The sequence below is a fragment of the Variovorax pasteuri genome (genome assembly GCF_051216435.1).
Classification (GTDB): domain Bacteria; phylum Pseudomonadota; class Gammaproteobacteria; order Burkholderiales; family Burkholderiaceae_C; genus Variovorax.
The window spans coordinates 141974-156694 of sequence record NZ_JBPJZS010000010.1; the positions used below are offsets into that span (position 1 = coordinate 141974).

The 14721-nt window shown below is 65.0% G+C and carries 18 protein-coding genes and 1 tRNA gene; 12 read left to right on the forward strand and 7 right to left on the reverse strand.

Annotated features, from left to right (window positions below; genetic code table 11):
- Nucleotides 1-135 precede the first annotated feature (135 nt).
- From ACSFBM_RS28695 to ACSFBM_RS28725, 7 genes are all read left to right on the forward strand, one after another.
- Nucleotides 136-804 (forward strand): TetR family transcriptional regulator, encoded by a 669-nt coding sequence (locus ACSFBM_RS28695; protein WP_435487427.1) that lies wholly within the window; start codon nt 136-138, stop codon nt 802-804.
- Between the two features lie 43 nt (nt 805-847).
- Nucleotides 848-922, forward strand: a tRNA-Arg gene (locus ACSFBM_RS28700).
- 186 nt (nt 923-1108) lie between these two features.
- Complete coding sequence (locus tag ACSFBM_RS28705) at nt 1109-2332, forward strand: tyrosine-type recombinase/integrase (RefSeq protein WP_435487428.1); 1224 nt, start codon at nt 1109-1111, stop codon at nt 2330-2332.
- Between the two features lie 163 nt (nt 2333-2495).
- Nucleotides 2496-3197, forward strand: coding sequence for a hypothetical protein (locus ACSFBM_RS28710; protein ID WP_435487429.1), 702 nt, complete (start codon nt 2496-2498; stop codon nt 3195-3197).
- 107 nt (nt 3198-3304) lie between these two features.
- Entirely contained in the window at nt 3305-3493 is a 189-nt protein-coding gene (locus tag ACSFBM_RS28715) for a helix-turn-helix transcriptional regulator (RefSeq protein WP_435487430.1), read from the forward strand.
- Between the two features lie 27 nt (nt 3494-3520).
- Nucleotides 3521-4357 (forward strand): primase/helicase family protein, encoded by an 837-nt coding sequence (locus ACSFBM_RS28720; protein WP_435487431.1) that lies wholly within the window; start codon nt 3521-3523, stop codon nt 4355-4357.
- Entirely contained in the window at nt 4354-5931 is a 1578-nt protein-coding gene (locus tag ACSFBM_RS28725; protein ID WP_435487432.1) for a YfjI family protein, read from the forward strand. Before ACSFBM_RS28720 ends, ACSFBM_RS28725 begins: the two co-directional genes overlap by 4 nt.
- A gap of 477 nt (nt 5932-6408) precedes the next feature.
- Here the strand turns inward: ACSFBM_RS28725 and ACSFBM_RS28730 are convergent, their stop codons facing one another.
- From ACSFBM_RS28730 to ACSFBM_RS28745, 4 genes are all read right to left on the reverse strand, one after another.
- Nucleotides 6409-6975, reverse strand: coding sequence for a hypothetical protein (locus ACSFBM_RS28730; protein ID WP_435487433.1), 567 nt, complete (start codon nt 6973-6975; stop codon nt 6409-6411).
- A gap of 233 nt (nt 6976-7208) precedes the next feature.
- Nucleotides 7209-7778, reverse strand: coding sequence for a HEPN domain-containing protein (locus ACSFBM_RS28735; protein WP_435487434.1), 570 nt, complete (start codon nt 7776-7778; stop codon nt 7209-7211).
- A 166-nt stretch (nt 7779-7944) separates the two neighbouring features.
- A complete protein-coding gene (locus tag ACSFBM_RS28740; RefSeq protein ID WP_435487435.1) occupies nt 7945-8187 on the reverse strand; it encodes a hypothetical protein in 243 nt (80 codons plus the stop codon).
- Between the two features lie 46 nt (nt 8188-8233).
- A complete protein-coding gene (locus ACSFBM_RS28745) occupies nt 8234-8857 on the reverse strand; it encodes a hypothetical protein (RefSeq protein WP_435487436.1) in 624 nt (207 codons plus the stop codon).
- Between ACSFBM_RS28745 and ACSFBM_RS28750 the strand changes: the two genes are divergently transcribed.
- Entirely contained in the window at nt 8835-9149 is a 315-nt protein-coding gene (locus ACSFBM_RS28750) for a hypothetical protein (protein WP_435487437.1), read from the forward strand. The genes ACSFBM_RS28745 and ACSFBM_RS28750 overlap by 23 nt on opposite strands.
- A gap of 30 nt (nt 9150-9179) precedes the next feature.
- On the opposite strand, the gene ACSFBM_RS28755 is transcribed toward ACSFBM_RS28750, so the two are convergent.
- Nucleotides 9180-9944: an AraC family transcriptional regulator gene (locus ACSFBM_RS28755; RefSeq protein ID WP_435487438.1), complete on the reverse strand. Its 765-nt coding sequence runs from the start codon at nt 9942-9944 to the stop codon at nt 9180-9182.
- A 127-nt stretch (nt 9945-10071) separates the two neighbouring features.
- Here ACSFBM_RS28755 and ACSFBM_RS28760 point away from each other — a divergent pair, with 127 nt between their 5' ends.
- On the forward strand, nt 10072-10890 hold the full coding sequence (locus ACSFBM_RS28760; protein ID WP_435487439.1) for a sulfite exporter TauE/SafE family protein: 819 nt from the start codon (nt 10072-10074) through the stop codon (nt 10888-10890).
- 81 nt (nt 10891-10971) lie between these two features.
- On the forward strand, nt 10972-11700 hold the full coding sequence (locus ACSFBM_RS28765) for a glutathione S-transferase (protein ID WP_435487440.1): 729 nt from the start codon (nt 10972-10974) through the stop codon (nt 11698-11700).
- A 13-nt stretch (nt 11701-11713) separates the two neighbouring features.
- Here ACSFBM_RS28765 and ACSFBM_RS28770 read toward each other — a convergent pair whose 3' ends face one another.
- Nucleotides 11714-12211, reverse strand: a complete 498-nt coding sequence (locus ACSFBM_RS28770) for a hypothetical protein (protein WP_435487441.1) — start codon at nt 12209-12211, stop codon at nt 11714-11716.
- 96 nt (nt 12212-12307) lie between these two features.
- On the opposite strand from ACSFBM_RS28770, the gene ACSFBM_RS28775 reads away from it, so the two are divergent.
- Together ACSFBM_RS28775 and ACSFBM_RS28780 are read left to right on the forward strand one after the other, a co-directional pair.
- Nucleotides 12308-13201 carry a LysR family transcriptional regulator gene (locus tag ACSFBM_RS28775; RefSeq protein WP_435487442.1) on the forward strand — a complete coding sequence of 298 codons (894 nt, stop codon included), beginning with the start codon at nt 12308-12310 and terminating at the stop codon, nt 13199-13201.
- Nucleotides 13198-13734: an RNA 2'-phosphotransferase gene (locus tag ACSFBM_RS28780; RefSeq protein ID WP_435487443.1), complete on the forward strand. Its 537-nt coding sequence runs from the start codon at nt 13198-13200 to the stop codon at nt 13732-13734. The genes ACSFBM_RS28775 and ACSFBM_RS28780 overlap by 4 nt, the downstream gene beginning before the upstream one ends.
- Here ACSFBM_RS28780 and rsmI read toward each other — a convergent pair.
- Nucleotides 13731-14678: a 16S rRNA (cytidine(1402)-2'-O)-methyltransferase gene (rsmI, locus tag ACSFBM_RS28785; RefSeq protein WP_435487444.1), complete on the reverse strand. Its 948-nt coding sequence runs from the start codon at nt 14676-14678 to the stop codon at nt 13731-13733. The genes ACSFBM_RS28780 and rsmI overlap by 4 nt on opposite strands.
- Between the last annotated feature and the right edge of the window lie 43 nt (nt 14679-14721).

Here is a 14721-nt window from a genome sequence, read left to right on the forward strand (position 1 = left end):
GAACCGCAAACCAGCGCAGACAGGCGGGCCATCGGGGAAGCCCGGTAGTTTACATACATTCATGGATGTATAGTGACAGCCAGCAATGGCCCCACGATACTGAAAGGGCGTTGCCTTTACAAATCAGGAGACTGGGTGGCACGTCGTACGAAGGAAGAGGCATTGGCCACGCGGCATCGCTTGCTCGATGCCGCGGAGCTGCTGTTTCAGGCGCAAGGTGTCTCGCAGACCACGCTGCAGCAGATTGCGCAGCAGGCCGGCGCCACGCGCGGCGCCATCTATTGGCATTTCAAGGACAAGGCCGACCTCTTCAACGCGATGATGGAGCGCGTCATCCTGCCGCTGGAGGCCGGCCCCAGGGCCGCCAGCATGCCGGGCACCGACGACCCGCTGGCCGAGATCGAGGAGGGCATGGTCCACGCGCTGACCCTCATGACCACCGACCCGCAGGTGCGCCGTGTGTTCGACGTGGCAACCCACAAGGTCGAGTACACGCACGACATGGCCTCGGTGCAGCAGCGCCACCTGGACGCGCGCAACGCCTGCGTGGCCGATTTCGAAAAGGCCCTGCGCATGGCCGCGCGGCGCGGCCACCTCAAGCTGCCGGTGCCCGGCTATGTGGCGGCGCAGGGGCTGCATGCGCTGATCAGCGGGCTCATCCAGAACTGGCTGCTCGACCCAGAGGCCTTCGAGCTGGTGGCCACGGGCAGGCGCACGTTCCGGGTGTATCTGGCGGGACTCGGGTTCGCCCGGCCGGCGGCTGGCGCCCCTGTGGAGAGCGAGCCTGAAACACTCGGCGCTTGATAGGCCATAATCACGGGCTCCGGTGCACGCCGGACCCCGATTCCTCGCTGTATTTCAACGGATAGAATTCGGCCCTCCGAAGGCTGAGATCCAGGTTCGATTCCTGGCGGCGGGACCAGTTACTCGACTCACATAGCCTCGCGTTGTCTCTAAACCCGCTCTCCTCCTAGGAGAAGCGGGTTTTTCTTTGTCCGAGGTTGTCTCGCGTTGTAGCATTTCATCTCGGTACTTTGTCGGTACTTCTGTCGGTACCGACCAAGCACCCGAAATCGAAGTACCGACACTAAAAACGCGCGGATCAGCAATGGCACTCACGGATACCTTCGTCAGGCAAGTCAAACACAAGGGCGCCGAAATCGGCGAACGCTACGCCGATGGCGGCGGGATGTACCTGCGCGTGAAGGCGGCGGGCAAGTACTGGCGCATGGACTACCGCATGGACGGCAAGGCCAAGACCTTGGCCCTGGGCATCTACCCCGAGATCACTCTGGCCGAAGCCCGTCAGCGGCGCGACAAGGCCCGCAAAACTTTAGCCCACGGCATCGACCCCAGCGTGGCCAAGCGCGAGGAGAAAACAGCCAAGGCCGCGGCAGCAGCCAACACGTTCGAGGCCGTCTCTCGCGACTGGCTGAAGAACACTGCCAACAAGCGCGCAGAGATCACTCAAGCCAAGATCACCAACTGGCTCGAAAAGGATGTGTTCCCCTACATCGGCAAGTGGCCGATCGCGACGATCAAGGCCAAGGACATCCTCGACAAGGTAGCTAGGCGCATGGAGGCGCGCGGCATCCACGAAAGCGCCCACCGCATTGTTCAGATTTGCTCGCAGGTCTTTCGCTACGCCGTCGCCACCGGCGTGGTGGGGCGCGATGTGACGGCCGACCTTCGTGGCGCGCTGGTGGCCATCGAGAAAACCAATTACGCGGCCATCACCGATCCACAGCAGACCGGCGCCTTGCTGCGTGCCATCCATGCCTATGGCGGCCATCGGTACACGCTCGCTGCCCTAAAGCTTTCCCCTCTTGTGTTCGTGCGTCCCGGCGAACTGCGCGCGGCCGAGTGGTCTGAAATCAACCTCGATTCCGCTGAGTGGCGAATCCCTGGCGCGAAGATGAAGATGGGCGTCGATCACATCGTGCCCCTGTCGGTGCAGGCTGTCTCCATCTTGCGCGACCAGCACGCGGCCACCGGCCACGGGCAGTACGTGTTTCCCAGCATCCGCACCGGCGAACGCCCCATGAGCGAGAACACCGTGAACGCCGCGCTGCGTGGTATGGGCTATGCCAAGGAGGTGATGACCGCGCACGGCTTCCGCGCGATGGCCCGCACGATCATGGACGAGGTGCTTGGCGAGCGCGTGGACTTCATCGAGCACCAACTGGCGCACATGGTCAAGGACCCCAACGGCCGGGCCTACAACCGAACGGCGCACCTGCCCGCGCGGCGCGAGATGATGCAGCGTTGGTCTGACTACCTCGACAAGTTGCGCATCGGTGCAGACGTGATCCCGCTGAGGGCGGCGGCCTGAGGGCAGCTGTCGCTCTCAGAGAAAACGACGCTCTTAGCGTCTCAAACCGTCGCGCATAATCTCGCTCGATCATTTTTCTGACGGTCGGGTCAACGATGGGCCCCGCCCCCCAAGCACGCTGGCTTGGAACGTCACGTGATAACTTAAAGGACGTGAAGGCGCGATGTTGTTGAAACCCGATATGGACAGGTACTGGGCGGGCGCTCAAGCACGGATCGACGAGATACTGATGCCTATGGCGATCAAGGCCAAGTGCTTTCCGGAAGGTACGACCGCCGATGATCTCGAAAAGCACATTGTTGAACTGAGGCCCGCGACTGGAGAGTCCCAGCCGAGCGACCCCAGACTCAGGGCGGCCGAGGCGGTTCGGTTGCTGTACGGGATTTGCCACGCTGGCTTCGCCTTGTCGAATCTCCAAGCAACAGCGTATGCCCGATTGGCGAACATCCCGATGGGCGACCATCGCGCAGCCGCGATGCAGGCGGTCGACGAGCCGTTCTTGCAAGGCCACGCCGATCTCTACGCGACATTCGAGGATTTCGCTCCGCAAATGGTCGGCTATCTCGGGGCGATCCAAGATTTTTCGCAGCACAACGCCCAACGTGGCGCGGCGGGGCGACGCGAGATCGGCGAGCAAACGACAAGCAAAGTGAAGGAGGCGGCCCCGAAGTTCATGCACCTGCCCAAGGACTCCGCCGCCACCTTGATCGCTGAGGAGATCGGCAGGTCGGCTAGCACGGTGCGCAGGTTGCTTTCTGAGTTGTTCCCCGGCCCTGCGTGGGTGCGTCAGATCCCCGGATCCGACACACTAAGTCCAGCGATACGGCAAATGACATCCGACGATGCGCCGCATGACATCCACTGATGCCTCATGCCGTTTCCATCGAAGCGGCGTAGCGCCATTGTTCCCGTGAATTGACAGTCACTCCATACCGCATGCATGACGCAACGCGGGTTCAATTGGAGCGACGAATGGCATCACCTGCCCAGTCTTACCGCCCGAAGCAAGCTGCCGAATTGCTCGGCATCGGGACGGCCACCCTCTGGCGCTGGATCAAGACCCGGCCCGACTTTCCACGGCCGATTCGCCTGTCGGCGCGCTGCACGGTCATTCCCGGCGACAAGCTGATTGCCTGGCGCGACGCCCAGGTCTCCAAGTGAGGGCTCGCCGAGCAAATGATGAGCAGCATGCTTGACGCCATGTGCGCAGTCGGCCTGGCGCCTTGGAAGAATCTGGACTTGCGCGCCGACGGCCGCCTGATGCGCTACCGCGTAGAAGGTGACAAGCCCGGCAGTCGCAATGGCTGGGCCGTGCTACACGACAGCCCGCTGCGCGCAGGCGCCTTCGGTAGCTGGAAGACCGGGGAGACGCACACATGGTGTGCGACGCCATCGCCCAATGCCAGGCCGCCGACGCCGGCCGAGCGAGCCGCACTGCAGCGTGCGATGAAGGCCGCCCAACAAGCCCGCTTCGCCGAGCAACATGCCGTGCACGCCTCTGCGCGCGAGCGTGCGCAGAAACTGTGGGCGCGAGCGCGACCGGTGCAGCACGACCACCCCTATCTACAGCGCAAGGGTGTGCCAGTCATTCCGGCCATTGGTATGCGGCAATTGCGCGATGCCTTGCTGATTCCGGCCAGGGATGCGGATGGCATCTTGCACACCCTGCAATTCATCGGCCCCGACGGCGCCAAGCGTTTCCTGACCGGTGGGCGCATCAAGGGGTGCTACTTCGCCATCGGAAGGGGACGGCCCGAGCGCTGTCTGCTGCTCGCCGAAGGTCTGGCGACCGGCAGCACCCTCTACCAAGCCACCGGCCATGCGGTGGCCATCGCCTTCCACTGCGCCAATCTGGAACCCGTGGCGCGTGCGCTGCGCGCCAAGTTCCCCACGCTGCGGCTGGTGGTCTGCGCGGACAACGACCAGCATACGCCCGGCAATCCCGGCGTCACGCATGCCCAGGCCGCCGCGCGCGCTGTGGGCGGCTGCGTCGCCATCCCCCGGTTCACAAGGAACGCCGCGTGAGTGCCGCCACAGATTTCAACGACCTGGCCCAATTGGCCAGCCTCGACGAGGTGCGTCAACAGGTTCACCAGGCCGCGTCGACGCTCCAACCCATCGAAGCAATTAAAGCGACTGAACCCTCGTCGTGGCCGGAGCCGATCCTGCCCGGCACCCTGCGCACTCCGGCGATCCCGTGCGACGTCTTGCCCACCTGGATGGGGGCCATGGCACAAGCCGTCTCCGAGAGTACGCAGACCCCACCTGCGTTGGCTGTCATGTCCTGCCTGGCCGTGCTCGCCACGGTGCTGCATCGGCGCTTCGAGGTCGCGCCCTTCGGCGATGGCTACACCGAGCCGCTGGCCCTGTGGACATTGAGCGCCACCCCCAGCGGGACACGCAAGTCGGCTGTGCTCAACGCCATGCTGGGGCCGTTGGTGCAGTGGGAGGAACTGTTGCGGGGCCGCATGCGCAGCACCATCATCCGCACCAGTGCGACCCGGGCGGTGGCGAAGAAGCGCATCGAGCGGCTGCTGCAGGATGCGGCGAAAGCCAAGGACGAGAGCGAGCGCGAAGGCGTCCGCAACGAGATCGCGCGCGAGGAGACCGACATGCCCGACGAGGCTCGGGCGCCTCGTCTGTTCACGGGTGACACCACGGCCGAGCGACTACAGGCCCTGCTTGTGGAGCACGGCGAGCGCATGGCGGTGCATTCGGACGAGTCGGGCATCTTTCTCATCATGGCCGGCATCTACAACGGCGGCGCGGCCAACATCGACGTGTTCCTGCAGGGCCATGCCGGCACGCCCATGCGCGTGGACCGTGCGGGCCGCACGGCGCACGTCGACAAGCCCGCACTGTCGTTCGGCTTGCTGCTGCAGCCGGACGTGTTGGCGGATGTGGCCAGCTCGCGACGCTTTCGTGCATCGGGCCTGCTGGCGCGCTTCCTGTACGCCATGCCGGCCAGCAACGTCGGCAGGCGCGATGTGCGCAAGCACACGCCTATCCCGGCAGATGTGCGCGACGACTACAAGCAGCACCTGTTCGGCCTGCTGGAGGGTGTGCCCGGCCCCTTGGCGGCACCCAAGGTGCTGCCCCTGTCGGACGCGGCGCGCGACGTTTGGCTGGATCTGGCCGAAGAGATCGAGCGCCAGCAGGGAGATGGCGGTCGCTACGAATCGATCAGCGATTGGACTGGCAAACTGCCCGGCGCGGTGGCGCGCATCGCTGCGCTGCTGGAGCTGGCCGAGATGGGTCTTGCCAGCCAGGAGGTCAGTCAGGTGGCGATGGAGCGGGCGCTGCGTTTGGGACGGCTGCTGATCCCGCATGCGCAGGCGGCGTTCGGGCTACTGGGCACCGATGCCATCGACGGTGATGCGGCAGCGATCCTGAAATGGGCGCGTGCGGGCGAGTTGGCCGAGTTCACCAGACGCGAATGCCAGAAGGCGCAGGAGGGGCGCTTCAGGAGCGTGGAGCGGCTCCAGAAGGCGCTGGACCGGCTGGAGCATCAGGACGTGGTGCGTGAGTTCAAGCGGCCCAACAAAGGCGCACCGGCGACCACTGCGTATCGCGTCAATCCGAGGGCTCTGTCGACATAAGCGAGTTTGTCGCCATAACCAAAAAAATAGACTTTTTCTTTCTATATCAATCACTTGCAGGGTTGGATACCTACCCCTATCGACAATGTCGACAAACGCGACAGACCCGGATCGAAAGGGTGTTTGTCGAGTCTGTCGACATTGTCGATAGGGGGTGGGAGTCGATAGCGCCGTGAGGCGGTGCCCACCCCGGTCGCGGGTCCTTCCTGGAGGTGCGCTGCACGGGTAATTCGAACCGCGACCTCAGACTGTTCACTGGTCCTCCTAAGGGGGTTAAGTGAAGATCGAAAACCGGCGATAGCCACAAGCACGCAAATACCCAGTCATTGGGCGTTGGTCAGCGGAAGGCGCAGTTCGCGGCGGTGAATGTCATCCCCCTTGCGGCGTCGACATCCTTCTTCTCAACAGCATCTCGCGAATCGATGCAACACATTGAAGAATCGGGCAAGAAGCGGCTGCGAGTCGGCAAGGCCTCAACTAAGCTCCACTGTCCTCACGGAAATAGCCTTGCGCGCCAAAGTAGTCGTGAACAAGCAAAAGCAATGCCTCGCTAGAAGGTTCGATCTCCGCATTGAAATGAATGGTGTGATCACCCGACTGGCGCACAACCCGAAAGTCTTGCAGCTTCAAACGATCAAGGTCTGGTGTTTCGTGTAGCAGCCCGATGTGCACTACACCGGCAACCGACATCTTCCAATCGCTCGCCGTATGGAACTCGATCGTCAGTGCTGATTTAGTCTCGCTATCTTCGTAAACTAGAGAATCCACAACCATATCCAGAAGTGGGTCAGTGCTCTTAAGAAAGTACCAGACGACATCGACGTACATATGGCAAGTTGCCTGATCTGGTGGCTGCGCGTCATTGTGCTCGATATCATTTCGCAGCTTCATCAGCTCTGCGAGGAGCGTCGGTCTGACCAGACCGAAATCTTGCAACGTTTCAAGAATTCGCTTCTTTGCCTTCGCTGTTGGTAATTTTGAGAATCCGTACTCGGCTTCGAGTGCTTTAAGTCGAGTGTTGATGGACCGCTTCAAGGAGCTCATGCAATCTACGCGATCGAGCTCAGTCAGTTGACCGGCGAGTCTGTCACGAGCATGGCGCCATATATCTCTTGGACGTGAGACATAGTCCGAAGCGGATGGAAACCGTTGCCCTTGATGATCGTATGGCCACCGTAGGAAATCGCTAGACAGGTACATGATCGAATAAGGTTAGTGCAGGCCCTAGTGCTTTAGATTCATTCTATGAGGCCTGCCAGCCTGTACGCCCAAACAGATCAAGGCTTGGTTGCGTTCTCGGTCGCCTCCACTAAGCTTTTGAGAAATCTAATCGCCCTTTCTAGCTCGTCTTTCCGTACCAAGTGAGCGGCTGGAACTCCAACACTTGGAGCCTTCGAGCGATGGACCGCCTCGCCCCGCTTCTTGATCAGCGCATCGAGCTCTTGGCGGGCTCGCGCGGTGTCATAGTTGTTCCATTGCCAGCCTGACGCAACGTCGACGCCAAGGAAGTCCGAAAACAACTTGCAGGTCTTCTCAGCGCTAGGATTATGGAACTGCTTCAGCGTCGCTTGCAGATGCCGCAATACAAATCGATTCTGGAAGCTGTCATTTCCTTCGCCCAATCTTTGCTGCACGGCTTCCTGCACTCGGTCCTCTACATAGGTTTCCCAAGCGGTGCAGGCCATGATGAGCCCGGCACGCTTCAACACTTCGGCATTCGGTGGTGGAGGAAGAACATTGATCGCGTCGAAGTGATCGAGGAGCTCTACTGCATCTTTGATGGAGCTATCGAATGTATCTCTTGCTGTTGGCATTGTGAAATTCTTGTCAATGACAGATGGATTCACAGGATAGTTTCCTCTTTCTACTTTGGCGCGATCCGAGATTGCTCCGAGCGCCGCAAAGGCCAGAGCACAATGGCGTCACAGTTGCGTGCACCGGTGGCGACACCTTCTCGCTCTACGAGCTCGCTCGTCCGGCCATGAATCGCAGTCGCATGGCCTGGCGAATTCGCTACAACGACGCAGCTTCATCAAGAAGAACATTGAAGACCGGCGGCAGATTCGCTTGGCGTGCTTCTTTCCGGAGTTGCTCAAGATGACGTGGCACGAGTCGAAGCCGACCGCAGGCCGCTGCGAGCAGAAACTCCGCGAGAGCATCTCCGCGGCCTTGATCCCAAGAAGCAATATCGGCACGGATCACGTCGCGCATCTCTTCACTACTTCCTTCATCGACAGAGTAGTTCAACTCTTGCATGGTCGCACCGCGAATCAATGCGGCGCGCAAAACAGCATCATTGAAATCACGAAAAACTCGAAGGACACAGAAGACTCTGCGCATAGACGGTTTGTCCCCAAACGGGGGTGGGGTTCGCACGCAGCGTCTTTGTTTCGATGCCGATATCGTCGCTACGCACCGCTGCCAGTGCGTTGCAAACAATGGCATATACGTCGGCCTGCGAGATCAACTCTCTCGATTTGGAAGTGTCGAGCAACACAAAATCTGGCGCGATTGCCAGCTGCCGGCCTTCAAAGCCGGGTAGGAAGATTTTCTCGGACGCGGCTGCCGTATTCTGCAGCCAGTTCCGTCGCGGCAGAAGAGTCTTTGGTAGCTCGTTCGTCGAAGCGAGCTTCTGCCAGTATCTCAACTCCATCTCCCAGGGAGAGGCCTGTTCACCTATCCATGGAAGCATCAGTTCAAGCACCGAGCGGAATGTGAAAGTCTCCGGCCCGAGCTCTCCATAGGTCAGAAAGATCTTCAAATCACTCAAGCTTCTGGCCGAATCAGCGATCGTCAGTGCGGAGAGGTACGAAACGCATCCGCCATCTACTTTCGGACGCAATTGGGCATTGATGCCACGCAGCGTCGCGTGGTCGCATAGAGTGCCAATTAGAACGAGCGCATTGGCGCGCGATTTCGCGGTCATCGAGAACATCCGCCACGTGCACTGCGCCAGCGCGTGCCTCGAAAAGCTCATCCTTCCGCAACGCGTGAATGACACCGAGGAGATGCATCCCACCCGCTCCGAACTCGGTGCGCTGATGCGCCTCGTCAACGAAGAGCTGCACCGCCGCATCGACGCAGCCGACGCGACGATCAAGTCGCTGCGCAGCGCGACGCAGGCCACCTCCCGGCAAACCCTCGTCGACCGAGACCCGGACCCAGCCGTCGGCTGCGGCTGGACGGCGAACGGACCCGTGCGCGTCGCACGCGGCTGACCGAAAGAAGAAGGGCGCCGCCGCCAGCGCCTACGCCATCGAGAAATGCGACGGCGGCCGCCCCAGCGTCCTGCGGAACATCGTCGAAAACGCCCCCGGGCTGTCGTAGCCCATGTCCAGCGCCACCGCCGTCACCGGCTCGCCGGCGGCCAGCCTCGACAGCGCCACCAGCACGCAGGCCCGCTGTCGCCATTTGCCGAACGGCATGCCGGTTTCCAGGCTGAAGCGCCGGTTGAAGGTGCGCTCGCTCACGTTCAGCCGCGCGGCCCACGCCGCCGGCGCCACATGCACGTCGGGCTGGCGAAGAAATTCCACGCAGAGCCCGGCCAGCGCCGCATCGCGCGGCAGCGGCACGTGCAGCGGCAGCGCTTCGGCGCGCGCCAGCTCGTGCAGCATGAGGCGCATCAGCACGCCGTCGCGCCCCTGCCGGTCGTAGGCGGGCGGCAGCTCGACCGCTTCCATCAGCAGCTGGCGCAGCAGCGGCGACACGCTCAGTACCTCGCATTGGCCGCCCCGGCGCGGCACGGCGCGCGGCTCGATGTAGAGGCTGCGCGTGCTCACGCCCAGCATGCGCACCCGGTGCGGCTTGCCGGCCGGAATCCACACACCGCGCTGCGGCGGCACGACCCAGGCGCCGTCGTCGCAGCCCACCTCCATGACGCCCGTGGCGCCATACAGGAATTGCGCGCGACGGTGGCTGTGCGTGGGCAGCAGGTGGCCCGGCGGGTAGTCGGTGCCGATGGCCAGCACCGGGCGGTCGGTGGCGTCGACGGAATCGATGGTGACGTTGCGCATGTCCGTGAAGCGACCCTTGAAGGCGCTTGGCTGAAACGAGAACATCATTGTCGAACATGCGCAAGCGCGCCAGGCGGCGCCGTCCTATCTTCAAGGGCTTGTTCCCTCACTTGCCTGGAGCTTCTTCGTGTCGATCTATCTCGTGCTCGCAGCCTTCGGTGGCCTGGCGGGCGTCACCACCGTGCTCTTCGGTTTCGGCGGCGGCTTCGTCGTGGTGCCCTTGCTCTACCGCGCGTTGATGCTGACGCACGGCGCCGACAGCGCCGTCGGCCGCTCCGCCATGCACATCGCCGTGGCCACCTCGACCTGCGTGATGATCGTCAGCGCGTGGCTGGCCACGCGCCGCCACCAGCGTGCCGGCACGCTCGACTGGGCGTTGATCCGGCCGTTGCTCGGCTTCATCGGCATCGGCGCCGTGGTGGGCGCTGCGATGGCGGTTGCCGCCAACGGCGAGTTCGTGCGCTGGGCCTTCATTGCCTACCTGGGCGCGACCCTCCTCGACTGCCTGTTGCGTCCCGGCTTCATGACGCACGACGCGTCGGCCGTGGTTCGTCCGCTGTCGCGCGCCGTCGCCACGGCCGGCAGCTTCGTCATCGGCCTGGTCGCCGCCTTTCTCGGCGTGGGCGGCAGCGTGATGACCGTGCCGCTGATGCGCCGACGCGGCATCGGCATGACGCGCGCCACCGCCATGGCCAACCCGCTGTCGCTGCCCATCGCGCTGGCGGGCACGGCCACCTACATGGCGATGGCGTGGCGCTCGGGCTCGGCGCTGGAGGGCTGGCACATCGGCTACGTCGACGTGCCGGCGTTCGCCGCGCTGGTGGCGGGTTCGCTGGTGGGCGTGCGCGCCGCCGCGCCGCTGATCGGGCGCATGCCCGACCGCGTGCACACCTGGGGCTACATCGCGCTGCTCGTGCTGGTGCTGGCGGGCATGGCGCTGCGCTGAGCGCACATGCCGGCGTAGGCCGACTTCGACACCTGCGCGCCCAAGGTTGCAGCGCCTTGCCGACCCTGCCACCATGACCGCATGCCTTACCAACTCCACTACTGGCCCACCATCCAGGGCCGCGGCGAATTCGTGCGGCTCGCACTCGAAGCGGCCGGCGCCGACTATGTCGACGTGGCCCGCCTGCCCGAATCGAAGGGCGGCGGCGAGTCCGCGCTGGGCGAGCGGCTGCACGACCCCGACAACGCCCGTCCCGCCTTCGCGCCGCCCTTCCTGGTCGACGGCGACGTCGTGGTGGGGCAGACCGCCGCGATCCTGCTGTACCTCGGTCCACGGCTCGGCCTCGCGGGCGTGGGCGAGTCCGACGGGCTGTGGACGCACCAGCTGCAGCTCACCATCGCCGATGCGGTGGCCGAGGCGCACGACACGCACCACCCCATCTCCAGCGGCGCCTATTACGAAGACCAGCGCGACGCGGCTGTGCAGCGCGCCAAGGCGTTTCGCGACGAGCGCATTCCCAAGTTCCTGGGCTGGTTCGAGCGGGTGCTGCAGCGCAACCCCGCCGGCAGCCTGCACCTGGTGGGCGACGTGCTGACCTACGCCGACCTGTCGCTGTTCCAGCTGGTGGACGGGCTGCACTACGCCTTCCCCAAAGCCACTGCGCGGGCACTGGCGAAGACGCCCGCGGTCGAGAAGCTGCACGGCAACATCAAGCGCCGCCAGCGCGTGCACGACTACCTGCAGAGCCCGCGCCGCATCGCGTTCAACGAAGACGGCATCTTCAGGCGCTACGCCGAGCTGGACGGTTAGCCCCGCCGGCCCGTCAGCCGACCAGTGCCGCCGCGTCCTTCCAGGCCGGCAGCAGCACCAGCCCCTCCACCGTCACCGGCTTGCGCTGCGGGCCGAACAGGTAGCGGTTCGGCACGATGCCTTCCAGGTGGTGCAGCACATCGGTGCGGTCGTCGATGAAGTGGGTGATGCGCAGTTGGCGGCAGTGGTCGGCCTTCTGCGGCCGCTGCAGGCAGAAACGCAGGTTTTCGGGTGCCATGCCGGTGCGCTCGAAGAAGCGGTGGTGACGCAGCCATGCGCGGCTCTTGGCCTGGACGCTGGGGCCGCACTTCGACACGAGCCAGACACGCCCTTCGAACTTGTCGACGAGCGGCGCGACGGCCTCGAACATGCCTTCGCAGGGCGGCGTGTCCAGGGCGTCCTGCAGCGAGCCGCCGATGAACGCGGTGTCCGCGCCGTTCGGACCCTCGGCCGCGATGAGCACGCGGCCGATGTCGATGCCCAGGCGGGTGGGGTTGTGCTTGTTCTTCATTTACTGCTCCTTGTGTGTGTATGCAGCCGGATCGTAGAAACGAAGCCCATCACCAGGAACTACCGATATTGGAAGTGCTATCCATAAAATGGATAGATGGACATTCCCCGCACCAACCTCGACGCGCTGCAGTCGTTCGCCGTGTTCGCCGACACGCTGAACTTCAGCGAGTCGGCGCGCCTGCTGCACATCAGCCAGCCGGCGTTGCACGCCAAGGTGCGCAAGCTGTCGGAGCAGCTCGATGCGAAGCTGTATGTGCGGGTGGGCAGCGCGCTGGAGCTCACGAGCGCGGGCGAGCAGGTGGCGCGGCATGCGCGCGAGCTGCTCATGCTCAACCAGCGCTTCGCAAAGGGGCTCGCCGCGGGGCAGGACACGCCCGTCGTCACGCTGGCGGCCGGGGAGGGCGCCTACCTCTACCTGCTGGGCAAGGCGCTGTCGCAGTTCTCGGGGCCGGGCGCGTCGCCGCACCTGCAGTTGCTCACGCGCAACCGCGACGAGGCCACCCAGGCGGTGCGGGCGGGCCACGCGCAGCTCGGCATTGCGCCGCTGGGCACGGCGCCGGCCGACCTGCATGCGGTGCGCCTGACGGTGGTCGGGCAGGTGCTGGTGGTGCCGCGCGCGCATGCACTGGCCGCGCGCAAGTCGGTTCGGCTGCGGGACCTGAAAGGCGCACAGCTCATCGTGCCGCCGGCCGGGCGACCGCACCGTGAGCTGCTCGGCCGCTTGCTGCAGGCCGAATCGGTGCCCTGGCACCCGGCGCTCGAAGCCAACGGCTGGGAGCTGATGCTGCGTTTCGCGCAGCTGGGCTTCGGCCTCGCGGTGGTCAACGCCTGCTGCCGCATTCCCAAGGGGTTGGTGGCGGTGCCGCTGCAGGGGTATCCGCCGCTCGAGTACCACGTGTTCCACGCGGCCGACCGGCCGCCGGCCGCGCACGTTCAACGGCTGTGCAGCGCGCTGTTGGCGCACGGCGATCACTGGAAGACGGCATGACCCCCGAAGACGCGAGCAAGTTCATGGCCTATGTGCTGCGGCACGCGCCGGAGTCCGTCGGACTGCAGCTCGACGTGCAGGGCTGGGCCGACATCGACGCGCTGGTTGCGGGCGCGGTGGCCGAAGGCCGCGACCTGGCCCGTTCGGACGTCGTGCGCGCGGTCGATGCGGGCGCCAAGAAGCGCTACGAGCTGTCGGCCGACGGGCTGCGCATTCGCGCCCTGCAAGGTCATTCGACGCCGCAGGTCAGCCGCAGCTTCGAGGCGTTGACGCCGCCTGCGGTGCTGTTTCATGGCACGGCGACGCGCTTTCTGGATGCGATCCGCGCGCAGGGCCTGCGGCCGGGCGCGCGGCAGCACGTGCACCTGTCGGCCGACGAGGCGACGGCGGTGCAGGTGGGCCAGCGCCACGGCAAGGCGCATGTGCTGCGCGTCGACGCGGGCCGCATGCATGCGCGGGGCCACACCTTTCATCGCGCGGAAAACGGCGTCTGGCTGACGGCTGCCGTGCCGCCCGAATTTCTCGACGGCTAGTTTTCTTCCGCGTCCTTGCGGATGCGCAGCGCCGTGTCGTACAGCGTGTTGCGCGGCGCGCCGCTGATCTCTGCGGCCAGCTTCACGGCCGTCTTCACGGGCAGCTCGGCCAGCAGCAGGCGCAGCACGCGCTCGCCTTCGGCGCCGCCGTCGCCGCTCACCGCCACGGGGTGCAGCACCAGCGCGAACTCGCCGCGCGTGCGGTCGCGGTCGGCGCCGAACCAGTCGGGCAGGGCGCTGGCGGCCACGGTCGCGATTTCCTCGAACTGCTTGGTGAGCTCGCGGCCCACGGTGATGCGGCGTTCGCCCAGCGTGGCGAGCGCACGCGCCAGGCTTTCGATGCGGTGCGGTGCCTCCAGCAGCACCACGGCGCGCGGCTCCTGCGAGAGCGCCTGCACGGCGGTGTCGCGCTCGCCGGCCTTGCTTGGCAGGAAGCCCGCGAACACGAAGGCGCTGCTGGCGTTGCCGTCGCCGCCGTCGGTCACCAGGCCGGCCGCGCCGACCAGCGTGGTCACGGCGCTGGCGCCCGGCAGCGGCAGCACGCGGTGGCCGGCCGCGCGCACCGCGGCGGCCAGCCGCGCGCCGGGGTCGCTCACGCCGGGCGTGCCGGCGTCGCTGACGTAGGCGATGCGCTCGCCCTGCGCGAGCCGCGCGACCACGGCCTGTGCGGCCTCGGCCTCGTTGTGCTGGTGCACCGCCAGCAGCCGCGAGCCGTGCCGGTCGATGCCGTAGGCGCGCAGCAGGGTCTGCGTGTGGCGCGTGTCCTCGCAGGCGATGGCGTCCACCAGCTGCAGCACGTGCAGCGCGCGCAGCGTGATGTCGGCCAGGTTGCCGATGGGGGTGGCGACCACGTAGAGGGTGGCCTGCGGATAATGCTGCGCACCCGCGGCGTCGTGCGCGGCCGCGAGGGCGGCGCCGAAAGAAGCAGGGGCGAGTGAAGCCAAGAAGTTTCTCCGTCAGAACGAACAAGAAGATTGCGGCAGGGAG